This window comes from Labrenzia sp. 5N, assembly GCF_012395805.1.
In the GTDB taxonomy this organism is placed as follows: domain Bacteria; phylum Pseudomonadota; class Alphaproteobacteria; order Rhizobiales; family Stappiaceae; genus Roseibium; species Roseibium algicola.
In genome coordinates this window covers 1-22326 of record NZ_JAAZTM010000009.1, presented here as the reverse complement: position 1 = coordinate 22326, position 22326 = coordinate 1, and the positions used below count along the sequence as shown (strand labels likewise).

The 22326-nt window shown below is 60.1% G+C and carries 20 protein-coding genes, 1 tRNA gene and 1 pseudogene; 12 read left to right on the top strand and 10 right to left on the bottom strand.

The features are described 5' to 3' along the window. The first annotated feature begins 29 nt into the window (after positions 1-29). A complete protein-coding gene (locus HEP89_RS09845; protein ID WP_167579543.1) occupies positions 30-173 on the top strand; it encodes a hypothetical protein in 144 nt (47 codons plus the stop codon). Positions 174-238: 65 nt separating this feature from the next. Next, the gene (gene xerD / locus HEP89_RS09840) at positions 239-1162 is read left to right on the top strand and encodes a site-specific tyrosine recombinase XerD (protein WP_168691930.1); all 924 of its coding nucleotides are present in this window, start codon (positions 239-241) and stop codon (positions 1160-1162) included. 86 nt (positions 1163-1248) lie between these two features. Here xerD and HEP89_RS09835 read toward each other — a convergent pair whose 3' ends face one another. Then, positions 1249-3255 (bottom strand): methyl-accepting chemotaxis protein, encoded by a 2007-nt coding sequence (locus tag HEP89_RS09835; RefSeq protein WP_209014592.1) that lies wholly within the window; start codon positions 3253-3255, stop codon positions 1249-1251. Positions 3256-3668: 413 nt separating this feature from the next. Here HEP89_RS09835 and HEP89_RS09830 point away from each other — a divergent pair, with 413 nt between their 5' ends. Then, on the top strand, positions 3669-5297 hold the full coding sequence (locus HEP89_RS09830) for an AMP-binding protein (RefSeq protein ID WP_168691929.1): 1629 nt from the start codon (positions 3669-3671) through the stop codon (positions 5295-5297). Between the two features lie 11 nt (positions 5298-5308). On the opposite strand, the gene HEP89_RS09825 is transcribed toward HEP89_RS09830, so the two are convergent. From HEP89_RS09825 to HEP89_RS09815, 3 genes are all read right to left on the bottom strand, one after another. After that, positions 5309-6427 (bottom strand): GNAT family N-acetyltransferase, encoded by a 1119-nt coding sequence (locus tag HEP89_RS09825; RefSeq protein ID WP_168691928.1) that lies wholly within the window; start codon positions 6425-6427, stop codon positions 5309-5311. Continuing rightward, a complete protein-coding gene (locus HEP89_RS09820; RefSeq protein WP_209014590.1) occupies positions 6417-7838 on the bottom strand; it encodes a lipopolysaccharide biosynthesis protein in 1422 nt (473 codons plus the stop codon). The genes HEP89_RS09825 and HEP89_RS09820 overlap by 11 nt, the downstream gene beginning before the upstream one ends. A 430-nt stretch (positions 7839-8268) precedes the next feature. Continuing rightward, positions 8269-8667, bottom strand: a complete 399-nt coding sequence (locus HEP89_RS09815) for a YchJ family metal-binding protein (RefSeq protein ID WP_168691927.1) — start codon at positions 8665-8667, stop codon at positions 8269-8271. 109 nt (positions 8668-8776) lie between these two features. Here HEP89_RS09815 and HEP89_RS09810 point away from each other — a divergent pair, with 109 nt between their 5' ends. Next, a complete protein-coding gene (locus tag HEP89_RS09810) occupies positions 8777-9748 on the top strand; it encodes an endonuclease/exonuclease/phosphatase family protein (RefSeq protein ID WP_168691926.1) in 972 nt (323 codons plus the stop codon). 120 nt (positions 9749-9868) lie between these two features. On the opposite strand, the gene HEP89_RS09805 is transcribed toward HEP89_RS09810, so the two are convergent. After that, positions 9869-10234: a c-type cytochrome gene (locus HEP89_RS09805; RefSeq protein WP_286201044.1), complete on the bottom strand. Its 366-nt coding sequence runs from the start codon at positions 10232-10234 to the stop codon at positions 9869-9871. 188 nt (positions 10235-10422) lie between these two features. Here HEP89_RS09805 and ggt point away from each other — a divergent pair, with 188 nt between their 5' ends. Continuing rightward, positions 10423-12168 (top strand): gamma-glutamyltransferase, encoded by a 1746-nt coding sequence (gene ggt / locus HEP89_RS09800; protein ID WP_168691925.1) that lies wholly within the window; start codon positions 10423-10425, stop codon positions 12166-12168. Between the two features lie 74 nt (positions 12169-12242). On the opposite strand, the gene HEP89_RS09795 is transcribed toward ggt, so the two are convergent. The 3 genes and pseudogenes from HEP89_RS09795 to HEP89_RS09790 all read right to left on the bottom strand — a co-directional run bounded on the left by HEP89_RS09795 (position 12243) and on the right by HEP89_RS09790 (position 13182). Continuing rightward, a complete protein-coding gene (locus tag HEP89_RS09795; RefSeq protein ID WP_286201043.1) occupies positions 12243-12632 on the bottom strand; it encodes a hypothetical protein in 390 nt (129 codons plus the stop codon). Between the two features lie 12 nt (positions 12633-12644). Continuing rightward, positions 12645-12758 (bottom strand): annotated as a pseudogene (locus HEP89_RS29835) (TetR family transcriptional regulator); the annotation flags it as partial. Between the two features lie 43 nt (positions 12759-12801). Beyond that, complete coding sequence (locus HEP89_RS09790) at positions 12802-13182, bottom strand: hypothetical protein (RefSeq protein WP_168691924.1); 381 nt, start codon at positions 13180-13182, stop codon at positions 12802-12804. A gap of 364 nt (positions 13183-13546) precedes the next feature. On the opposite strand from HEP89_RS09790, the gene HEP89_RS09785 reads away from it, so the two are divergent. Continuing rightward, positions 13547-14332 carry a ThuA domain-containing protein gene (locus HEP89_RS09785; protein ID WP_168691923.1) on the top strand — a complete coding sequence of 262 codons (786 nt, stop codon included), beginning with the start codon at positions 13547-13549 and terminating at the stop codon, positions 14330-14332. Between the two features lie 70 nt (positions 14333-14402). Then, on the top strand, positions 14403-15470 hold the full coding sequence (locus HEP89_RS09780) for a Gfo/Idh/MocA family oxidoreductase (RefSeq protein WP_286201042.1): 1068 nt from the start codon (positions 14403-14405) through the stop codon (positions 15468-15470). Between the two features lie 289 nt (positions 15471-15759). On the opposite strand, the gene HEP89_RS09775 is transcribed toward HEP89_RS09780, so the two are convergent. Both HEP89_RS09775 and HEP89_RS09770 read right to left on the bottom strand, forming a co-directional pair. Further along, the gene (locus tag HEP89_RS09775; protein ID WP_168691922.1) at positions 15760-16791 is read right to left on the bottom strand and encodes an urea transporter; all 1032 of its coding nucleotides are present in this window, start codon (positions 16789-16791) and stop codon (positions 15760-15762) included. Between the two features lie 495 nt (positions 16792-17286). Then, positions 17287-17361, bottom strand: a tRNA-Gly gene (locus HEP89_RS09770). 244 nt (positions 17362-17605) lie between these two features. On the opposite strand from HEP89_RS09770, the gene HEP89_RS09765 reads away from it, so the two are divergent. The 5 genes from HEP89_RS09765 to HEP89_RS09745 all read left to right on the top strand — a co-directional run bounded on the left by HEP89_RS09765 (position 17606) and on the right by HEP89_RS09745 (position 22005). Further along, positions 17606-18127: a prolyl-tRNA synthetase associated domain-containing protein gene (locus tag HEP89_RS09765; RefSeq protein ID WP_168691921.1), complete on the top strand. Its 522-nt coding sequence runs from the start codon at positions 17606-17608 to the stop codon at positions 18125-18127. Positions 18128-18266: 139 nt separating this feature from the next. Then, complete coding sequence (trxA, locus tag HEP89_RS09760; RefSeq protein ID WP_168691920.1) at positions 18267-19268, top strand: thioredoxin; 1002 nt, start codon at positions 18267-18269, stop codon at positions 19266-19268. 84 nt (positions 19269-19352) lie between these two features. Beyond that, complete coding sequence (locus tag HEP89_RS09755) at positions 19353-20030, top strand: LON peptidase substrate-binding domain-containing protein (protein WP_023002780.1); 678 nt, start codon at positions 19353-19355, stop codon at positions 20028-20030. A 41-nt stretch (positions 20031-20071) separates the two neighbouring features. Continuing rightward, positions 20072-20263 carry a Trm112 family protein gene (locus HEP89_RS09750; RefSeq protein WP_031270137.1) on the top strand — a complete coding sequence of 64 codons (192 nt, stop codon included), beginning with the start codon at positions 20072-20074 and terminating at the stop codon, positions 20261-20263. 398 nt (positions 20264-20661) lie between these two features. Then, complete coding sequence (locus tag HEP89_RS09745; RefSeq protein ID WP_062486544.1) at positions 20662-22005, top strand: DUF5624 domain-containing protein; 1344 nt, start codon at positions 20662-20664, stop codon at positions 22003-22005. Positions 22006-22326: the final 321 nt, after the last annotated feature.

Genomic DNA, 22326 nt, shown 5'->3' with positions numbered 1-22326 from the left:
ACCGACGCCCTGACCTGGAGACAGCCGACGTGCCGACCCTGACCCGCCTGTTGCTCGTGCTGCTGCTGCTTGGCGCGCTCGGTTATGGCGCGATCTACTCCCTGGCCAACCTTGTCGATCCGCGTGAACGGGAAATCGAGGTTAGGGTGAAGAAAGACGGCTTCGGCCGCTAGTACACGCTTTCAAATGGCGGGTTATCAACGGGACAAGTTTCAGGTCCTTTGCGAAGGCATACGCAATGGCAACCGGTTTCGATCTTGAAAACTTCCTCGAAATGCTGGCCGCCGAACGCGGCGCGGCAGAAAACACGCTGGCCGGATACCGCCGCGACCTGGAGGATTTTTCAGACTTCCTCGGCCGAAAGATGCTTGCATCAGCGCAATCCCAAGACATTTCGGCTTACCTGGGCGATCTCAACCGGCGCGGATTTGCCGAGACCTCGCAGGCAAGACGCTTGTCCGCGCTGAAGCAGTTCTACAAGTTCCTTTACGCGGAAGGCTCCCGGGAAGATGACCCGACCCGCACATTGTCCGCCCCGAAAAAGCGCGCGAGCCTGCCCAAGGTGCTGTCGATGGAAGACGTCGACAGGTTGATCGAAACCGCCAGGGCGGAAACCGAAAAGCCCCAGAAAAGCGCGGCGGCACGCTTGCGTACGCAGCGCATGTACACACTTATCGAAGTGCTTTATGCGACCGGCCTGCGCGTTTCGGAACTGGTTGCCCTGCCGGTTACCGCTGCGCTCCGGGACGCCCGCCTGATCGAAATCAGGGGCAAGGGCGGCAAGGAGCGGCTTGTGCCGCTGTCCCGCGCTGCCCAGGCTGCCATGAAGGACTACGTCGGTCTGCGTGCTGCCGAAGGGGCATACGAAAAAAGCCCGTGGCTGTTTCCCTCCCATGGCGACAGCGGACACCTGACGCGCCAGCATTTTGCACGAGACCTGAAGGACCTTGCCGTCGCCGCCGGTCTCGATGCCGGCAAGATTTCCCCGCACGTGCTGCGCCACGCATTCGCTTCCCACCTGTTGCAGAACGGTGCCGACCTCAGAGTGGTGCAGCAGTTGCTGGGCCATGCCGACATTTCCACGACGCAGATCTACACCCACGTCCTGGACGAACGCCTGCGCGAACTGGTGGAAAGTGCACATCCACTTGCGAAGAAGTAATTCTTTCCGCAGCTACAACCTCGCGAAAAACAAAAAACCAGCCTTCCTGAGGGAAGGCTGGCCTTGTTCGTCGTGTTATCGCGCGGTCAGGCCGCGCGAACACCGGAAAGGAAGTTGGAGATCTCGCTGCGGATAAGGGCTGCCTGTTCGGACAGCGACGTTGCCAGCTGCTCGACCTCGCCGCCGGTTGCCCGGGCGTGTTCGGTGGCAGAACCGACAGCGGTCATGCATTCGGCCCCTTCATGCGAGCGGGTCGAGGCATCGACCACGTTCTTGGCGATGGACTGAACCGCGGCATCCTGCTGGATGACGGCCGAGGCCACGGCCGAGGCCAGGCCTTCCATTTCGGAGATGATACCGGTCACCTCATCGATCGCATCAAGCGCATGGCTGGACGACATCTGGATTGCCTCCACCTGGCTGGCGATATCTTCTGTCGCACGCGAGGTCTGGTCCGCAAGCTGCTTCACTTCGGCGGCCACGACCGCAAAGCCCTTGCCGGCCTCGCCTGCCCGTGCAGCCTCGATGGTAGCGTTGAGCGCCAGGAGGTTGGTCTGATTGGCGATGTCGCGGATCAGGCCCATGACTTCGCCGATCCGGTCGGCCGCACGGGACAGTTGCCCCATGGTCTGGGACGTGCCTTCCGCGCTGGCAACCGCCTTCTTGGCCACCGTCGTGGAGTTTGACGCCTGGTTGGAGATTTCGTTGATAGACGCTGCCAGTTCCTCACTAGCCGATGCGGCCGAGTTGACGTTTTCAGCAGCCACCCGCACGGCGTTGCCGGCCCGGTCTGCCTGCTGGGCAACATCGTCCGCCGCGGCTTCGACGGCGGCAGAGGTCTGCGTCAGGTCAGAGGTCGACCGGTCGAGACTTTCCAGAGCCTGCCCGACCGTTGCCTCGAAATTGGCGATCAACGATTCAAGACGAGCCACACGGGCGTCGCGCTGCGCGTTTTCTTCTTCCGATGCGGCCGCGAGGCGCTGCCGTTCGACAGCGTTTTCCTGGAAAACGGAAACGGTGCGCGCCATGGCGGCGATTTCGACACTGCCTTTGGCGGCAGGCAGGTTGACGTCCACATGCCCGGACGCCAGTTCTTCCATGGCGTTCTGGAGACGCGACAACGGATTGGCGATCGACCGGCCGATGAGCATTCCGGCCAGGACGCCGGACACCAGGAAAGCGGCGATCACGCTGACGACGGCGAGGGTCGAGTAGGCCCGGACGGTTTCAAGATCCTGCTCGGCTGCCAGTTCGGCGTCGCGCGCGGCGTTGTTGAGCGCTTCCAGGCGTGGCGGCACCAGATCGAACAGCGTTTCCAGAAGTTCGATCGACTTGTCCTTTTCGGCGACAGCCGCCGTGTAGGCGTCGAACGCTTCCCGGTAGATCGCCATCTTGGTGCCGACGTCTTCCTTGATCTCGTTCGGCAGATAAGCCTTCTTCAACAGGCGCTCATACCGACCGAAAGCCACCTCGAAGTTGCCGAGGGCAACGTCGTTGCGGTCGAGAATGAATTTCTTTTCCGACAACTGAACATCGAGCATGGTGGTGACCATCTTCTCGAAGTCCGGACCGCCACCGAAGCGCATTTCCTTTTTCAGGCGCTTCAGCACCTCGTCGGCATTTTCGCTGAGCGTTGCTCGAAGGCCTGTTTCGGAATTGAAGCCGATTTCCCGCTGAACGGTATTGAGCGACGAAAAAGCACCCGACGCCCCGTCAAGCGTGTCACGAACGTCTGCGATCTCCGCATTGAAGGCTGCGGCAACAGGCTTGGCGGAGATGTCATCCAGAACCCCATGCGCCTCACTGAGCCTGGCCTCGAAAAGTTCGTGATCCTTTTCCTCCGGCCGCGCCAGATAGCCCTTGCCGATGTTGCGCATGCCGTTCGCAATATCTGAAAGATCAGCGACGCTGCGCGCCAGTCCCGCGCTTTGATCAAGCTTGTTGAAGGCTCCGGCCACCTCGTTCTGGCTCCACCAGAACACCCCGCCAATCGTCAACATGCCGATTGCGGTCAGAAGGCTTAGAGAAAGGATTTTCAGTTTCACGGAAAGCGCGCCGACACGAGCGAGCGCGGACTGCCCAAACATCTTCATGGATCTACAGGTCCCCAGCCGGACTATTTTTTATCCTGGCGGGATTTTGATCCTCATAAGTTAAGGAAATCTCGCATTTATTAGTGAATACGTTGCTACCGGATGCTGATTTTCTCACCACAAAATCGCAGTCAAAGGCCAACCGGAATGGTGGCGTTATGCCCCTGTTTCACGCAGGCGGGCGTTAACGATTTCAGGACCATCGCGCATGGCTGACCCACTCGGACAACCGATAATTTATAAGGAATAATGACAGTATAAGATTTTATTCCAGCCACACTTGCCGGCGTGTTTCAGAAGTCCGGTTAAGGATTTCATCGCTGCTTTCAAAGGATGGATTTCGGCTCTATTGCGCTGCAGCAATGACCGCCCTACACTCCGCTGCTCAAAATTGAAGCACCGGACGCTCTGAAATGCTGCAGCCTACTGGCAACTACGACGCGCTGAGAGAGACATTCCGCTGGCCTCGGCCCGCAACCTACAACATGGCCGCAGCCGTCAGCGATGAATGGGCTGCAAGAGACCCGGAGCGCCTCGCGATCCGTCAGGTTCTCGAGAACGGTTCCTGCCGGGACTGGAGCCATCTTGCGCTGAACCGGGCGGCCAATCGCCTTGCCAACGCCCTTGAAGGCCTCGGGCTCAACCGCGGCGACCGGGTTGCCCTGCTTCTGCCGCAGATCCCACAAACCGCCATCGCACATCTGGCGGCCTACAAGACCGGCGCAATTGCAGTGCCTCTGGCAGCCCTGTTCGGGCTGGAGGCGCTGCGCTACCGGCTCTCAGATTCCGGCGCCCGCGTTCTGGTGACTGACACGGCCGGCCTGGCAAAGCTTGCGGAAATCCGGGCTGACCTGCCCGGCCTTGATCTGGTGATCTCGGTCGACGGACCGGAAACCGGCGTGTTCGGGTTTGACGATCTGCTGGACAAGGCGTCCGACACCTACCGGACCCTTGCGACCACACCCGACGATCCGGCTTTGATGATCTACACATCCGGCACCACGGGGCAGCCCAAGGGCGTGTTGCATGGCCACCGGGTGCTGCTCGGCCATATGCCCGGCATCGAGCTTTCGCAGAATTTCCTCGGCCGTGAAGGCGACTTGCTCTGGACGCCCGCAGACTGGGCCTGGGCAGGCGGCTTGCTGAATGCTCTGTTTCCGGCTCTGTCTCTCGGTGTGCCGGTGGTCTGCCACGCGTCTCGCAAGTTCGACCCGGAATTCGCCTTCCATCTGCTTGAAAGACAGAAGATCCGCAATGCCTTCATTCCGCCGACGGCTTTGAAGATGCTGCGCGCTGTGGAGCGTCCGGCCGAGCGCTTCGACCTCACCTGGCGCAGCGTCGGCTCTGCCGGAGAATCCCTCGGCAGGGAAACCTATGACTGGTTCGCTGCGGAATTCGGCTTCAACGTCAATGAATTCTATGGCCAGACGGAATGTAACGCGGTGCTCGGTTCTGCGGCCGCCCTTGGCGTCAGCCGCTCTGGCGCCATCGGCAAGGCAACGCCTGGCCATCAGGTTGCGATCATCGATGATGACGGCAATGAGCTGCCGGCAGAAACCCTCGGCCAGATCGCCATCCGCCGGCCGGACCCGGTAATGTTCCTGGAATACTGGAACAAGCCGGAGGCGACGCGGGAGAAGTTCATCGGAGACTGGATGATCACCGGCGACCAGGGCCTGATGGACGAGGACGGCTACGTCCATTTCGTTGGCCGCGACGACGACATCATCACCTCGGCAAGCTACCGGATCGGCCCCGGCGAGATCGAGGATTGCCTGCTGAAGCATCCGTCGATCGCGCTTGCCGCGGCTGTCGGCAAACCGGATCCGCTGCGCACGGAAATCGTCAAGGCCTTCATCGTCCTGAAGCCGGGCACGGAAAAAAGCGCGGCTCTGGAAAACGATATCCGCACTTTCGTCCGCGAACGTCTGTCGGCCCATGAATATCCGCGGGAAATCGAATTCGTCACCTCGTTGCCCATGACCACCACCGGCAAGATCATTCGCAGGAAATTGCGGGACCTGGAGAGCGTTGAAGGCTAGGATCGCCCGTTTCAGGCGCGCAGGCGCTTTCTCAGTGTCCTTGCAGCTCGGCGCAGGGCTTGTTCAAGCTTCAGGTCCGTCTTGCACAACGACCGCTTCAGGCCATCGGCAAAAAGCATCGTGCCGGTTTCCAGCCGGCCTCGCCACAAGGGCTCGATCATCGAATGCCCAGGAATGGCCAGGGAATCCGCTCCCCTGAAGCCAGGAATGGCCAGATTGAACTTCAAGGCCTGCAGCGCGATCTGGGCTCCGGGAGAATAGCGGGCAAACTCCTCGTCAAAGGCGATCTTCCAGGAATACACCTTGCCGGACTGCTGAAACAGCACCAGGGCGGCAACCAGTGTCTGTCCCGACCAGAGCTGGTCGATCCGGACCCCGTTTCGACTTGCCAGATTGGCGACGGCCGTGCGGGCAAAGTCCGCCGTCCCGGACTGACTGCCCAGCGCGGTTCCGGACCGGCCCTTCCAGCCGGAGGCCTCGAGCTCCAGAAAGGCTTCGAACCCGGCAACGGCATCAGATCCGGACAGACTGCGGAAGGAGGTCTTGCCGTGGTCACCCAGCCGGCGCATCAGCCGGCGCATTTCCTTGCGCCTCTTGCCGCTGTCAGCCTCGGCAAGTTGTGACTTGCCTGTGGCTCCTGCCCCGTGGCTCGCCCGGAAGGACTTCGCCAGAACCGACTTCTTTCCAGCGCCCACCGCCCTCAAGCGCGTTGCCGACTGAGAATGAAGCGGCAGATAGGGGATGGCGAGCGCATTCCCGGGCTCTCTGGCGGCATTGATGAATGCGGCGATTGCCTCGGCACTAGCGTCCGGGTGGATCAGCGGTGTTCCGAGCGGCGCGTATTCGCTTGCCCAGGTGGTGTTGACCGCAACGGCCAATCCAAAACGACGTCGGCCGACGGGGGCCGCCACCAGCCAGCGGCCACCCGGCCGCTCCCGGACCACGACAAGTCGTACCGCCTGTTTGCTCATCTTTTCCAGAAAAGGACGAAGGAAATCCGGACCAAAGAAAGGGTTCGGACTGAGGGCAGCCCCACAAAGCGTCTGCCAGTCCTCAAGCGGTATGGCGGCGCTCAACGGATCGAGGGACAAGACCTCGAGCTGCACGGAAGAGAGCGTATCATTGGTCAACCGGACGGTTCCTGGCGAAAAGCAAGGGCAAAACGAACGTCGTGATATTGAGCTTCCGTTTTGCCACAACCGCAAGGGCAGTGGCCTCAAAAAGGATCGCAAGACTTGTGGCAATGGCCGCTCCGGCAAGGCCGAGCAGCGGGATCAGAATAAGATTGAGGATGACATTGAGAACAAACGTCCCGGCATAAATGCCGGCGCAGGTGTTCTGGTGCCCTGTCATCGTCAGAAGCGCGTCGGCCGGACCGACGGATGCGCGCGCAAGCACGCCGATCATCAGGAGGGCGATCAGCTCGTAGCCGCTTTCAAAATCGCTGCCGAAAAGAGCAAGCAGAAGCGGCGCGATCAGAAGCAACCCAACGCCCGCGGCCACAGACGGCCAGAAGGTCCAGAGAGTTGCCTGCCGCATGTAACCGGCGAGCCCCGAAAGATCCTGATTGTGGGTGTAGCTGGAGAAGCGATGCGCCGAGGCGGCCCTTACGGCGAAATAGACAAAATGCACCAGCGCCAGGGTTCTGGATGCAGCGAAATAGACCGCAACCTCGTCCGGATCCTGAAAGAAACTCACCATGATCACGTCAGCACTGGTGATCAGCTGCAGGAAACCGTCGACCATCAGCATCGGCATGGACACCGCCAGCCAGGATCTGAACTCGACCTTGTACGGCCCCTTCGGAACGCTTGGCCCCAGCCGCCTGCGAAGATGCAAAAACTGGTAAAGCGCGACCAGCGCCGTTGCCACGACGGCCACGATGGCAGCTGTCAGTGCATCGGGCCGAAACCCGGCCAGAACGGCACCGACCAGCAGGAACAGGATCGCCAGCGGCCGCCAGATATAGGTTGGCAGCATTGCCAGCGACGACCAGTCGTAGCTGCGTGCGATACCGTCCTGCACCAGTCCGAAGGCAAAGAAGGGCAGCGCCAGCAGGACGACCGACAAGGGCTGGAAATAGGACGTATCAATAAGCGGGCGAAACAGGGCGAGACAGCCGATGCCTATGACCGCCGCAGCTCCCCCGAGAAAAAACGCCATTTGCCGGCTCGTTCGCAAGAACCCGCGCAGGCGCGCCATATCCCGGTTCTGCAGATACTGCGGGATGAACCTGCTGGCAGAGGTGGAAAAGCCCCCGCAGGCCATGACGCCCAGAACGATCACGAAAGTCCAGGCAACCGAATAGAGGCCATAGTCATGCGCGCCCAACAGGCGCGCGAGCACGATTTGCGACAGATAGGCGAGCGCTGCACCGGCGATCCGCACCGCAAACGTCGATACCGCCATCCGGCCCGCCGCGTGCCGTTCGCTTCCACTTCCCTTCAGGAACTCCAGGATCTGATCAGCACCTTTCCCCAATCCCAGAGGCGAGGCGATGCCTTGCAAACGCTTGGTCCAGGAGTTGGCGGAAAAACGCACGTAGGGGTCCCTTATGAGTACTCTTCCGTATTTGTGACATGAGTGACTTAATATTCTATGGCGATCAGTCAAACGCAGCCAGCAACGTTTCACAGATGTGTGAGGACGATGGAAAGTTGGTCAAGACGTTGATTTTACCTTCTATCCTGCCAATTCCGTTCTCAGCGTTCGGACATCCATGAAGACAGCTTCCCTGCTTGACACCGGCACCGGGAATCATGCTAATGAGAACAAATAGAGAACGAGATTCGATTCGACCCTGTCGACCACCCTCGGCTGACCCTGCCGCGGGCTTTCCCGATCTCCTTGTTGCGGATGTTGAGGGCTGCCTCCCCTTCTATCTGCAAATTGGTCCGGTCCCTGCTCCCGCCGCCAATCGCAGGGACCGGACGATTTTTTTCAAAGTCAAAAATGAAGACAGCTAGCCGACCTATTCCGGCACGGCCTCCACGTAATACCAGCGACCGCTTTTCTTGCGGAAATGGCTTAGTTCGCGGTGCACGTGAAGCTTGCCGGCGGACAGGTATTTTGCCTCGAAAAGAACGGTGCCGTCCCTGTCGGCAGGCCCGCCCTTTTCGGTGGCCAACACACTGAGGCCCGTCCAGTGGCTTTCCGCCGCCCAGCGCGCGGTGCCTTGCGCATCGAAACTCGGCTGATACTTCGGCCAGAGCGTTTCCTTCAGATACGGAATGAGTTGCCGGACGTAAGCACTGTAACGCGAGCGCATCAAGGCTTCTGCGGTTTCGGGCAGGGCCTTTCCGGCAAGATAAGGTTCACAGCACAGATCGAACCCCTTGCCGCTGCCACAGGGGCATCCCTCTCCGCTCATTTGCCTCTCCCCGTCTTTGGTCGGCTCATTCCTGCATCTGCGCTCTCTACCACTTGGCCCGATGCGCGGCTATGGTTTCAGGTACGCTTTCCAGCTTCGGGCCTGCTGAATGAGACTTGCCACTTTCAACATGGAATCCTTTGGTGCGGACCGGCATGATCCGGACGCACTGACACCCCGGCTGGACGCGCTTCGGCCAAAGATTCTGGAGCTTGAGGCCGACATCCTTTGTCTGCAGGAAGTCAACGCGCAGAAACGGAAAGGTGTTCCAGCACGGCAGTTCCAGGCGCTGGAACTTCTTCTGGAGGGAACGCCGTACGAGAAATTTCACCGGGCAACCAGCGAACGACCTTCTGGAAAGGGGCCGGGCGACCGCCATAACCTGGTGGTTCTCTCGCGCTTTCCGATAACAAGGTGCTTAAGTCTTTACCAGGCACATGCCCACCCGCCTCACTGGCAGCCCAAAACCGCTGTACCGGCCTATCGCAGCCCGCAGACGATCCTGTTCGACCGGCCCGTTCTGCAGGTGGAAATCGACATCGGCACCGGCCGCCCCCTGCACGTCTTCTGCGTTCATTTGCGGGCGCCAATCGCCGCGATGATACGCGGCGGCAAGGCAGAGGACCGGACGTGGACATCCGTTTCCGCGTGGGCGGAAGGGTATCAGCTATCAGTGTTGAAACAGACCGCCCAGGCACTCGAACTGCGCCTTGCGGTGGAAGACCTTTTCGATGCAAACGAGGATAGCCAGATCGTCCTGGCGGGTGATTTCAACGCGACCGGGGAAACCGGAACCTTGAGGCTGCTGCGCGCCGACCCGGACGACACCTGTTCGCCGCAACTTGCCGCGCGCCGCCTCTACCAGCTGGACGCTTCATTGCCGCCGGAAAAGCGCCAGACCGTCATTCACAAGGGCAAGGGACAGGCGCTGGACCACATTCTGGCCAGCGCATCCGTCGCCCACCGAACGGTTGACTTCAAGGTGTTCAATGTCGGTCTTCCGGATGAAGTCTTCGACGCGGATGAAGACGCCTATGCCGGATCCTTCCACGCCGCGATGCTGGCCGAGTTCGAGTTTTAAGGGACCAGTGGCAAATATTGCGGTGCCCCTAGACCACGTCCTGACGAGGCACGAGACGCAGTCTCGAAGGACGGGCTTCGTGCCCCCCCCTTGCAACGAGGTCTGGTGTAGCGAAGAACCTCAGGGTGCCAGGGATTCGATGTAGCTGGCGAGATTGGCGATTTCGATGTTGCCGAGGGTCATGTTCGGCATTTGCGGATGGGGATCGGCAAGGAAGGTCGCAAGTTTTTCTTCCGTCCAGCCGGGATCCTTCGCAATGTCGTAAAAGCTTGGCAGCGACGCGCTGGAGGCGCGATCCTGGTCTTCGGACACGAGGTGGCAGGCAGAGCACCATTGCAGCGCCAGCGCTTTGCCGGCGGCGGCATCGCCCGCCTCGGCTGCACTCGTACCGAAGAGGGCGGCGACAGCCAGAAGAGTGGCCCCGCCCAGGAATGATCGCACACCCGAATGGAGACGCGGTTTCGAAACGGCAATTGCCTTGCTCATGAATCCTCCTTCAACCAGTCGCGTTCTGGCCCACGTGCAGCTTGTCCCTTCAAGACTGCAGCCTATCTGATCATCTAGCCTTGCGCTGAATCAAGAACGACTTAAAGTTGTCGGACAGAGCGCCACGCCCGTTGCGCGTCCTGCCCTCCACTTGCCAACTCCCGCCATCCAGGCGACCGGAGAGACACATGAAACATCTTCTCAAATCCAGCTTTGCCGCGGTTTCCCTGGCGACCGCTCTTGTTGTCGGCATCGCGGCACCTCTCGCCGCGCAGGATTCGCCGATCTATTCGCTGAAAGACCGCTTCCAGCCTGAAACGGCGCAGAACGGCATGGTTGCCAGCCAGGAAGCCGTCGCAAGCCGCGTCGGTGTCGACATCCTGAAGAAAGGCGGCAACGCAGTCGATGCCGCCATTGCCACCGGCTTCGCGCTTGCCGTCACGCTGCCACGCGCCGGCAACCTGGGGGGCGGTGGTTTCATGATGATCCACCTGGCGGACAGCGGCGACACCAAGGCGCTCGACTATCGGGAAATGGCACCTGCCGCAGCCTTCAAGGATATGTTCCTGGGAGAAGACGGCGAACCCGATAACCAGAAATCCCGCTTTTCCGGTCTTGCTGTCGGTGTGCCGGGCACGGTCGCCGGCTTTGCCGAGGCCTTTGAAAAACACGGCAGCGGCAAGCTGACCTGGGCAGAGCTGGTCGCACCTGCCATTGGCCTTGCGGAAAACGGCATCGAAGTGACACCGGATCTCGCGGCATCGCTGACCGCATCCGCAAAACGCCTTCTTCAGGACCCGGCCACCGCCGCGATCTTCTACAAGACCGGCGGCATGCCGTTCGTACCGGGCGAGACACTCAAGCAGACGGATCTTGCCGCAACGCTGAAACTGATCGCCGACAAGGGGGCAGCCGGGTTCTACACCGGTGAAGTTGCCGAAAAGATCGCACAGAAAGTAACTGCCTCCGGAGGCGGCATGACCACGGAAGACATGGCCGGATACAAACCGGTCTGGCGGGACCCCGTCGTGGGCAGCTACCACGGCTACGAAATCGCATCGATGCCCCCACCGTCTTCCGGCGGCGTGCACATCGTGCAGATCCTCAACATGCTGCAGGGCTATCCGCTTGCCGAATATGGTCCGAACTCTGCAGACAGCATCCACGTGATGGCCGAAACCATGCGGCGTGCCTACGCGGACCGCTCCAAGTATCTGGGCGACCCGGATTTTGTCGATGTTCCGGTAAAGGGTTTGACCGATCCGGCTTATGCCGCTGAACTGGTGAAATCCATCAAAATGGACATGGCAACGCCTTCCGAAGAGATGAAGCCCGGCGATCCTTTCCCCTATGAAAGCAACCAGACCACGCATTATTCCGTTGTCGACAAGGACGGCAATGCGGTCTCCAACACCTACACGCTGAACTTCTCCTACGGCGTCGGCCTGACCGCCGACGGTACGGGGGTCTTGCTCAACAATGAACTGGACGACTTTTCCGCAAAGCCCGGCGTGCCCAACGCCTATGGCCTCATCGGCGGAACGGCCAACGCGGTTGAGGGCGGCAAGCGGCCACTTTCGTCCATGAGCCCGACGTTGGTGTTCAAGGACGGCAAGCTGTTCCTTGCCACAGGCTCGCCCGGCGGCAGCCGTATCATCACCACCACGCTGCAAATCATCCTCAACGTCGTCGATCACGGGATGAACATCGCCGAGGCGACGGCTGCTCCGCGCATCCACAATCAGTGGCTGCCGGATGAGATCCGCATCGAGGAAGGTCTTTCTCCGGACACGATCCGCTTGCTGGAAGCCCGTGGGCACAAGGTGGAAGTCAAGAACGCCATGGGGTCGACCCAGTCGATCATGCTCGTTGACGGTGTTCTGGCGGGGGCTTCCGACCCGCGGCGCCCCGGTGCACTTTCCGCCGGCTACTGAGGCATAAACAGCCTCCGCATTACCCCGGGCGCTTTAGGAGCGCCCGGATTTTTATATGAAGCTCCGGTCGAGGATTACTTTCTCGACCCTGTTTCTGTCGCCATTGCAACCAGCTGCGCAAAGCGCCGATCGAGGGCAACACGCTCATCTGCCGGCATATCCGGCCAGACAATCTGGCTGCCGACAAAAGCCGCGTATTCGATTTTAGCAACATCTGCTGCAAGCGCAGGCTCCATCCCTCCGGCTTCGTAGAGCCGCGCGACAAACCCGGTTCGCAAATCATCGACGTCCCGGACGATCTCCTGCGCCCGAAGGTCTGATTGCGCGAATTGGCGCACGGCCTGCTCCAGTCGGTGGTCCAGACGATTGGCGAGATCCGACAGCTTCTGCGCCCGCATCTCCCCTTTTTCGGCCAGCGCCTGTTCGGCAATGTCGAGCGTGTGCCGCTGTTTCCAGGCAAGCATCAGGGCTTCGACGAAAGCCCCGTGATCCTGAAAATGGTGATAGAACGAGCCACGCGTGCGGTCTGCTGCGGTGCAGAGAGCCTCGATGGTCAGTCCCGCCGGCCCATCCTTTGCAAGCTGCGTCAGACCGAGATCAAGCCAGTCCGATTTTCCGAAACGCTTCCTCAGGTCAACTCACTCCGCCCAGAATACCAAGACCACCCAGCAGAACAATCGGCAGAAACAGCCAGCCCTGCGGCATCTGGCTGTATTTCTGCTTCTTCAGCGGTGGCACTGCAAGGCCCAGCAGACAGAAAGAAGCTGTCAACACGGTCGCCACCAAGCCAAGATCGAGGCTTTCAGCCCGCACACCTGCGATAGCAAACATGACGGCAATCATTGCCAGAACGATTGTCACGATATGCCAGCAGTAATAGGCGACATATTTCGGCACCGGGTGCAGATCCGACGCTTTCAGCAGCGGTAAGGCAATCGTCCGCCCCCCTGCGAATGTATGCAGCAGGCAGACGGCAGCCGAAAGACCCGCGGCTGCAAGCAATAGACCATTCATTTCACCACTCCTCCAAAACAAACCATAACATATGGTATGTTTTCATGAACTGACCTGACTGGAAATGCGGCGGTAGGTCACAGCCCCAGCCTTCTCGTTCCGATCGGCCCCTTCTTCGCCTTGGCTGTGTCCGCCCTTGAGGCCCGCCCTGACCGGTGAGCATCTGTCGACGACATTGAGCGTACCGGCCGGGGAGCAACCGGCGAGAACTGTGATCGAATATTACAGCCCCTCCGATTGACAGCACAAAACCTCGGTGCTAGCGCTATCCAAAGCGCTTTGGAGGAACTTTTCAAAAGAAAGCGCTTTCTATCCTTAGCTCGCCAACAATTCTGCCAACATCTGAAGAACGGGAGAGGCTGAAATGCCGATCAGAGCCGTGGTCTGGGGCGAAAACGTCCATGAACAGCACAACAAGATCGTCGCGGGTGTCTATCCGGACGGCATGCATCAGTGCATTGCCGATACGCTGAACACCGATCCCGAAATCACCGCCACCACCGCCACCCTGCAGGAGCCCGAACACGGCTTGACGAAGGAACGCCTTGCCGAAACGGATGTGCTGTTGTGGTGGGGTCACGCCGCCCATGGCGACGTTTCCGACGAAGTGGTGGAACGCGTCTGCGACGCCGTCTGGTCCGGCATGGGCATGGTGTTTCTGCATTCGGCCCATTTCGCCAAGCCGTTCAAACGCCTGATGGGCAGCCCGTGCAATCTCACCTGGCGCGAGGCCGGGGAGCGCGAGCGCCTGTGGGTGACCAGCCGCAACCATCCGATCACCAACGGTCTTCCCGACAGCTTCGAGCTGGAGATGGAAGAAATGTACGGTGAGCCCTTCGGTGTGCCGGAACCGCTGGAGACGGTCTTCATCAGCTGGTTCCAGGGCGGCGAGGTTTTCCGCTCGGGCCTCACCTACAAGCGCGGCGCGGGTAACGTCTTCTACTTCCGCCCGGGGCACGAAACCTATCCGACCTATCACAATACCCATGTGCAGACGGTTCTGAGGAACGGCGTCAAATGGGCGTTCAACCCGATGACCCGGATCGCCGATCCGAACATTGCACCCAATGTGCCGGTGGAAGCGGCTCCCGAAAAGATCGAGGAACGCGGCCCGAAGCTGCACGCCGACGGCGAAGAAGGTTTCCGCTGATCCACTTTCCCTTCCGGACCGGTAGACTTTCGCCGGTCCGTCCTGCCCTCAAACGCTGAGGAAGATCCCCGTGACCTCTGCTGCACACCCTCTCCGGATCCTGATAGTCGGCACCGGCAACATGGCGCGTACCCACGCGGATGCCTTTTCAAGGATCGACGGCGTTGAAATCGTCGGCGGCGTCGACCAGCGCCCGGACGTGCTCACCCAGTTCTGCGACACCTTCGCCATTCCGAACCGCTTCGCAACGCTGGACGAGGCAATTGCCTGGGGCAATTTTGACGCTGCGGCCAACGTGACGCCGGACGCGGCGCACCATCCGACCACGATGGCCCTGATGAAGGCGGGCAAGCACGTTTTGTGTGAAAAGCCGCTGGCGACCAACGCTGCCGACGCCCGGGAGATGGCGGATCTCGCCCGCACGAAGAAGCTGATCGGCATGGTCAACCTGAGCTATCGCAATGTTGCCGTGCTGCAGAAGGCCGCCGAGCTGGTTGCAGGTGGTGCCATCGGTGCGCTTCGTCACTTCGAGGCTTCCTACCTGCAAAGCTGGCTGACACAGCCGGCGTGGGGGGACTGGAAGACCGAGAGCCAGTGGCTCTGGCGCCTGTCGAGCGCGCACGGTTCCAAGGGCGTTCTCGGCGATGTCGGCATCCATATCCTAGACTTCGTCATCTTCGCCGCCGGCAGCCCGGTGAGCGAACTTTCCTGCCGGCTGAAGACCTTCGACAAGGCAGAGGGCGGCAGGATCGGCGAATACACGCTCGACGCCAACGACAGCGCCACCCTGCAGGCCGAGCTTGAAAACGGCGCGCTCGGCACGATCAGCGCCACCAGGTTTGCCTCCGGCCATCTGAACGACCTGCGCCTGCGCCTTTATGGCGACAAGGGCGGCCTGGAAGTGCGTTTCGAGAAGGGCATCGAAGGCCTGCGCATCTGCCAGGGCGAAGATCTTTCTTCTGCGACCTGGACCGACATCGAAGTTGGCGCTGTTCCGACAGTCTACCAGCGGTTTGCCGCCGCGATCCTGACCGGGGCTCCGGCCGACCCGGATTTCGAACACGGCGCGCGGCTTCAGGTCGCCCTCGACCTTGCCGAACGCTCACACGCTGAAAACGGCTGTTTTCTGAAAGTCTGAGGCTGACGTCATGAGAAATGTGAGCGGAGCCGCTCGTCAAAGCCTCGCTCACACGCCTCCCTCTCGATCGTCATGCCGGACGCAGCGACGCGAATTTTCGGGATCGGAGAGCGCCAAATAGGCAGCATCAAGAAACAGGAGAGGCTCTTTCCTCCCCGGTCCCGGCTCGCGCTACGCTTGGCCGGGACGACGATGGAGAGACTGGAGAAGGACGACAGGCTGGTCGGAGGTATCAACCTATCCAAGCCCAGCCTTCTCGGCCTGCATGGAGCCTGACCTGTCTGCCGGCTCAACCTTCCCGCAACGCCTTAAGGTAACGCCTGCGGTTGGCCTCTGGCGTAACGGCGTCAGCCGGTGCAACGGGAACAAGGGCTGCAAATCCGTTGACGCCGATCAGCATCAGCCAGGTCACGATCACGAAGGTCGAGGTGAGCACCGGCATGCCGATGGGCTCCAGAAAGATCGCAACGGACGCCCAGAGCCAGGTCGACACAACAACGCCAAACAGTGTGTAGAGCGCGGAGGCTGGCGTCAGCACCAGGAAGAAGCCCCCGAGCGCGATCGCCGTCAGGGCCGCGTTATAGCCGAACAGGCCGTCACTGATCGCCCCTTCCGGCGCACCGTAAACAACGGCGACAAAGGCCGCCACATTAGCACCCAACAGCGCCATGATCGCACTGATGCGTGAATTCACCGCAATGCCGAGCACAATCAGGTAACCGCTGATCCAGTTGTCCTGAAAGAAGATCTGGCCGATGGCATTACCGATGCCCTTGTACCAGGTCGCGAGAGTGTACTGGACCGTGCCGTCATACTGGGTGGGCGAGACAGGCTTGGCGAGCGGGCCGGCATCGATGCTGTGGAACTTCAGGACGGCAAACAGGAACAGCCAGCCGACCAGCACGAACGGCATTGTCAGCGGCGCCACCCTATGCGGGCCAAGCAGGTTTGCAAGACTGGTGAAGACCATGGCCGTCATGGCGGAACCGAACGCGATATAGACCGTCAGATAAACGGACGGAACAGCGCCGTAGTGAAAATCCTCGCTTGTAAACGCAATCAACGCCAGCGCGACAAGCGCTCCGTTGAAGCCGAACAGCCCGTCGCGGATCAGCCCCTTGTCTGCCTGCAGCAGAACCGCCGTCGCGGTGGAGATAACCACTCCGAAAACGGCAATGGCGCCATAGATCGGCGAGTTGAAGAAAAGCGCACCCAGGATGATCAGACCCGAGACCGGATTGTTCTGAAACACGACCTGCCCGATGCCACGCAGGCACCAGTCGACAAAACCGAAAACCGGATGTTCCTTCAATGCGTTCAATGCCTTCCCCCCGACTGCAAGCGGCACGCGGGCACGGTAACACGGCCCGGCAGAAGGCGCGGAACTATTGACCGCGGTGCGATCATTTTTTTGAAACGCGACCAGACGTGCCTGACAGCCGGTTCCGGTCGTGTCTCTTTGGGCCCGAAAAGCTTCGGGTGTGCCAGGCAGGATCTGGATGGATCGGCGCGAGACGCCAAGCGCTGGCAGGCACTGGAACTGCAGCGGAACCGAATGGTTCCACTGCAGCCAAGTTGGGTACTTGAGGCAAAGCAAAAGACGGAGACAACCGGTATCCGGCTTCTCCGCATAATGCTCGCTGACATTACTCCCTGGCCCCTGCAACTTTGTTCAGGTTGGGAGCCGGGTTTGTATCAATGTTTAGACGAACCTTGAAATACTGCCGATAGCGCGCGGCAAGCCGCCAATCCCGGAGCAAAAACAAAAAAACCAGCATTCTTTCGAATGCTGGTTTTCTGGACCCTTCGGCCGAATTGGAGCGGGCGATGGGATTCGAACCCACGACCCCAACCTTGGCAAGGTTGTGCTCTACCCCTGAGCTACGCCCGCATAGCGTCCCTGGTCCGTGGCGGTGACCGCCTCGGCGTCGGTGGCGCAGTATATGAACTATGCTGAGACGGATTGCAACACCGAAATTGAAGAAATTTTTTTAGCCGTCGATTTGTGGATTTCCTGTGAAATCAAAGCCGGAAAATCGCAGATTTCTGCCGCTTTTTCTACCCTTCACCTCTTGTGGCCGGCAGCCAAATCGCGTTAGACAGCGCAAAAGCTCTCAAAATTCTCAGGAAAACCCATGCCGGCGACACGCGACGACCTACTGGCCTATTTCGAGGAACTCGGGATCCCTGTCACGACGGTGGATCACGAGCCCGTCTTTACAGTTGCCGAGTCCGGCGACCTGCATGACCGCATTCCCGGTGGCCACACCAAGAACCTGTTCGTGAAGGACAAGAAGGGCCGGCTGTTTCTGATCGTTGCCCTGCACGACGCGGAAATCGACCTGAAGAAAGTGCACCAGATCATCGGCGCTCAAGGGCGCGTATCTTTCGGCAATGCCGATCTTCTGATGGAGGTGCTGGGCGTGGAACCGGGTTCGGTGACCCCCTTCTCGCTGATCAACGACCGCGAAGCCCAAAGGGTCACGCCCGTGTTCGACGCAGCCATGATGCAACATGAAGTGCTGAATTATCACCCGTTGAAGAACAACGCGACGACGTCGATCTCCGCCGCCGACCTTCTGAAATTCGCCTCTGCTTGCGGCCACACGGCGCAGGTTCTGGCGGTCAGCGAAGAGGCCAAGGCAGCCGGCCTGTAACGGTCACCCGCTTTCGGCAGGCGAAGGCGTTTGTATTTCGCGCGCAGTGGCTCCATGTTATGGGCCAAATCAACCCTTCAACGGCATTCACTTTGAGCCGGCAGGCCCCAGGCACCGGCAGGAAAATTCGAGGCGGCACATGAGCAACGGCAATTACAGCATCGGCGGCCAGGTCGGCGGCGGCTTTGGCGCCAGCATGGGTGGCGGTTATGGCGGCCAAACGGGCGGTGGCAGCATGGGCGGCGGCAACGGTGGTGGCGACACCCCTGCAGGCGACCTCATCTTCGACGTGACGACGCAGACCTTCATGGCCGATGTCATGGAAGCTTCCCGCCAGCAACCGGTTCTGGTTGATTTCTGGGCGCCTTGGTGCGGTCCGTGCAAGCAGCTGACACCGATCATCGAAGCTGCGGTGAAAGCCGCCGGCGGCCGCGTAAAGCTGGCCAAGATGAACATTGACGACCATCCGGAAATTGCCGGCCAGATGGGTATCCAGTCGATCCCTGCCGTGGTGGCCTTCAAGGATGGCCAGCCGGTGGACGGGTTCATGGGCGCACAGCCGGAAAGCCAGATCCAGGCATTTATCGAGCGCGTTGCCGGCCCTGCCCCGGTCAGCCAGACCGACACCTTCCTGGAGCAGGGCGCAGAGCTTCTGCTGGCCAAGGATTATGGTCAGGCTGCCCAGCTTTTCGGCGCCGTGATGCAGATGGAACCGGACAACGTGACAGCGATTGCCGGCCTGGCACAGTGTTATATCGGTGCTGACGATCTGGAGCGGGCCAAGCAGGCATTGGAACTGGTTCCGGAAGAAAAACACTCCGACGAAGCCTATGTCGCCGCCAAGGCTGCAGTGGAACTGGCCGAACAGGCAGCTTCCCTCGGCGACCTTGCCGAGCTTCAGGATCGCATTGCCAAGGATCCGCTTGACCTGCAGGCCCGCTTCGACCTGGCTCTTGGCCTCAACGGCAAGGGCAACAAGGAAGGCGCAGTCGACGAACTGATCGAGATCGTTCGCCGCGACCGCGAGTGGAACGAGGACGGCGCGCGCAAGCAGTTGCTGCAGTTCTTCGAAGCCTGGGGTTTCAAGGATCCGGCCAGCGCCTACGGCCGTCGCAAGCTTTCCTCCGTGCTGTTTTCTTGACGACCGCCGCAACTGACACACATTTAGGAATCAGCACGAAGCTGGCAGTCATGCTGCGATAACGAAAACAAAGAAGGCATTGGAATGCAGGCGGGAAATGCCATTTACGAGACCATCGCGGATCTGCCGCCGGTCCTGCCCGTGTTTCCGCTTGCCGGTGCGTTGCTGTTGCCCCGCACACAGCTGCCGCTGAACATCTTCGAGCAGCGCTATATCGACATGGTGGATGCCGCATTGGCCGGCAACCGCCTGATCGGCATGGTGCAGCCTTCTCCCGACCGTCATTCGGACGATCCGGACAATCCGGCTCTTGCCAGCGTCGGCTGCGTCGGAAGGCTCACCAGCTTTCAGGAAACCGGCGACGGGCGGTACCTGATCACGCTGCAGGGCATCACCAGGTTTGCCGTTGGGCGCGAGCTTGAGGACTACAGCAGGTTCCGCCAGATCGAGTGCGATTTCTCCGCCTTTGCACATGACCTCAAGTGCGGCCAGGGCGAGGAGGAAGTCGACCGGACGAGCCTTCTGAGAACCTTGCGCGACTATCTGGACGCCAACAACCTGGAAGCCGACTGGCAAAGCGTGTCGGAAGCCGAAACCGAGGTGCTGGTCAACGCCCTGTGCATGATGTGCCCCTACGGCCCGCAGGAAAAGCAGGCCCTTCTGGAAGCCCGCGACCTGAAGACCCGTGCCGAAACCCTGATTGCCATCACCGAAATGGACATTGCCCGCTCGCAGAATGACGGCGGCACCACCTTGCAGTGAGTGCTCCGAACATGGCGCTCCAACCTGAAAGACACTCCCAGATGACAGAACCGACCGAACGCCCGGTTGACCGCAAGCTGCTGGAACTGCTGGTCTGCCCCGTGACCAAGACCACGCTGGAATATGACGCGGACGCCAAGGAGCTGATTTCGCGCACCGCCAAGCTTGCCTACCCGATCCGCAACGGCATCCCGATCATGCTGCCCGATGAGGCGCGCAAGCTGGAAGGCTGAAGCCACCGGCCATCAAAAAACCCGGGCGATTGACCCCAGTCCCACACCTAATTGTGGGCTTAGACGAAAAGCTTAAGCCGAACCCCTTGGTCCAGCAGGGCTTTCAGGGTTCGGACATGCTTTGAAAATCTGAAACAAGTAGGAAACTGCGACTTGCCCGGCCCTGAAAACCGCCATTCGTTGCACTGGAACCGGACATTCGTCGCGACGTGCACGAACGGCAGCAGAGCTGGACAAAGCGGACCTGGGGTCAGAACGCAAGCAAGCCTGATGTGAAGTCAACATAAGGGAACGACTGGGTTTACCATACTCTGAAGACAACTTTGTGTGGTCTTCCCATGCCAACTCAATCTTGAGTGTGTATGATTGCGCGCATAGTCAGCCAAAGGGGTTTTGATATGCGTCTGTATTCGGTTCCCGTGCTCGCCCTCGTTTTGATCCTTGGCCTGGCCCTGCCGCTCAGGGCGCAAAGCACCGATCCTTGTGCCGCCCCGCCAAGCGTGGATTCCACGTTCACCTGCCTTTTCAACATCTTCCCTCGCAGCCAAGGCAGTGCAGACAACCCCAGCATCGGCTGGGCGTTGGCGCAGGTGGTGGCCAAGAACGGCGGGGCAGGCCCTATTGCCTCCGATGGTCCCTTGGTCATCGTGAATGGCTACGGTGTATTTGTTTATGACGGCAAACAGGCCTCCGCTGGCAAGCTGCTGGACCATGTGCTCACCCGCAACGACCCGGCCACAGGTTTCGTGCAGGCGACGGCGCTGTCGCACATTGGCCCCGCCCTGGCCTATCTTGCGGCGCTGAAGGCAGACAACTCTCCGCTCTTTGACAAGCTGTTGTCGGACCTCGAGACCCGCATCGCCCATGCTGCATCGCAGCTGAAGCTTGACCCTGACTGGATCAGCAAGCTGGAGGCGCCCTCCTGGAAGGAACGCCCGGACGAGATCAACGCCATGATGACCTATGGGATGTGGATGGCGCTGGATTATGTCCAACGTGTCCGTGCCGGGACGGTGAAGAATTTTGACGCCAAGTCGGTCGCGGAAGATTTCTACAATGGCGGTGACAAGCGCTATGAAGTGCCGTTCAACAACGTGATGATCGGCACCTTCATGCTGGCGGCACTCAACAGTGTCCAGGAGTTGCAAATGATGATCGCCAACAACACCGATACAATCAACTGGGCTGACGCCCGTGTTGTGGTGCACATGCCCATCGGCACCAATTATGGGGCGGGGCTGACCTTGTCGACCAACCAGCTTGCGGCGGCCCTGCCTGTCTTGAGCGACGGCAAGATCGGGGCAGAGAACATCCTGATCATGCCCTATGCGGTGGCCCCCTGCACGAAGGTTTCGGTGATCACACAGTGCCCGCTTGAAGTGTTTACCAGTGATCTCAATGCCGCGACTTACGGTTTTTATTCCCAGACCGCTTGGCTGGGTGTCTACAATCGCACCCAGATCGCGCGGAATGCGTTCTACAACGTCGACGACATTGAAACCGTGTTATCGAAGCAAATCCCCGGAGATTACCCGTTGACCTCGGCGGATGACATCGATGCCTTCATGATGCGGCTCAAGTATTCGCTGATCAACGGTGACCAGCTGCTGTCAAACTCGGTTGGGTTCTGGCTGCCAGGCGCGCTGAAAGCCAACGGGTGGGACACCAGCACGCTGAAAATTCCCGGCGTGAACGCCGGGTTCCCGAAGGGTGTCAAGCGATACCCCAAGCCGAAAAGCTAGAGCATCCTGCGGTCAAGGGAACTGCGGTGAATGCCATAACCGCCATCGCTGCGGTCGCTTTGTATCGGTCTGCAGTACCGCGCAGACTGCGCCGCCGATCTTGATCCTCCAATTGCCGTACGGAGTGGTTTCAGCATGCTGGAACCGTGGACTAATAAAAGCCGAGGGCCTTGAATGGCGAGTGAGCGGACTTAGCTGCCATCTACATTGTCGCGGGCAACGTCCGCTTTCTCACTTCGACGAGGCTTGCTGGAACACCTCGTACTGCGCGTCGAATGCTCGCTTGTAGGCGGGTCGCTCTGCCGCACGCGCGATGTAATC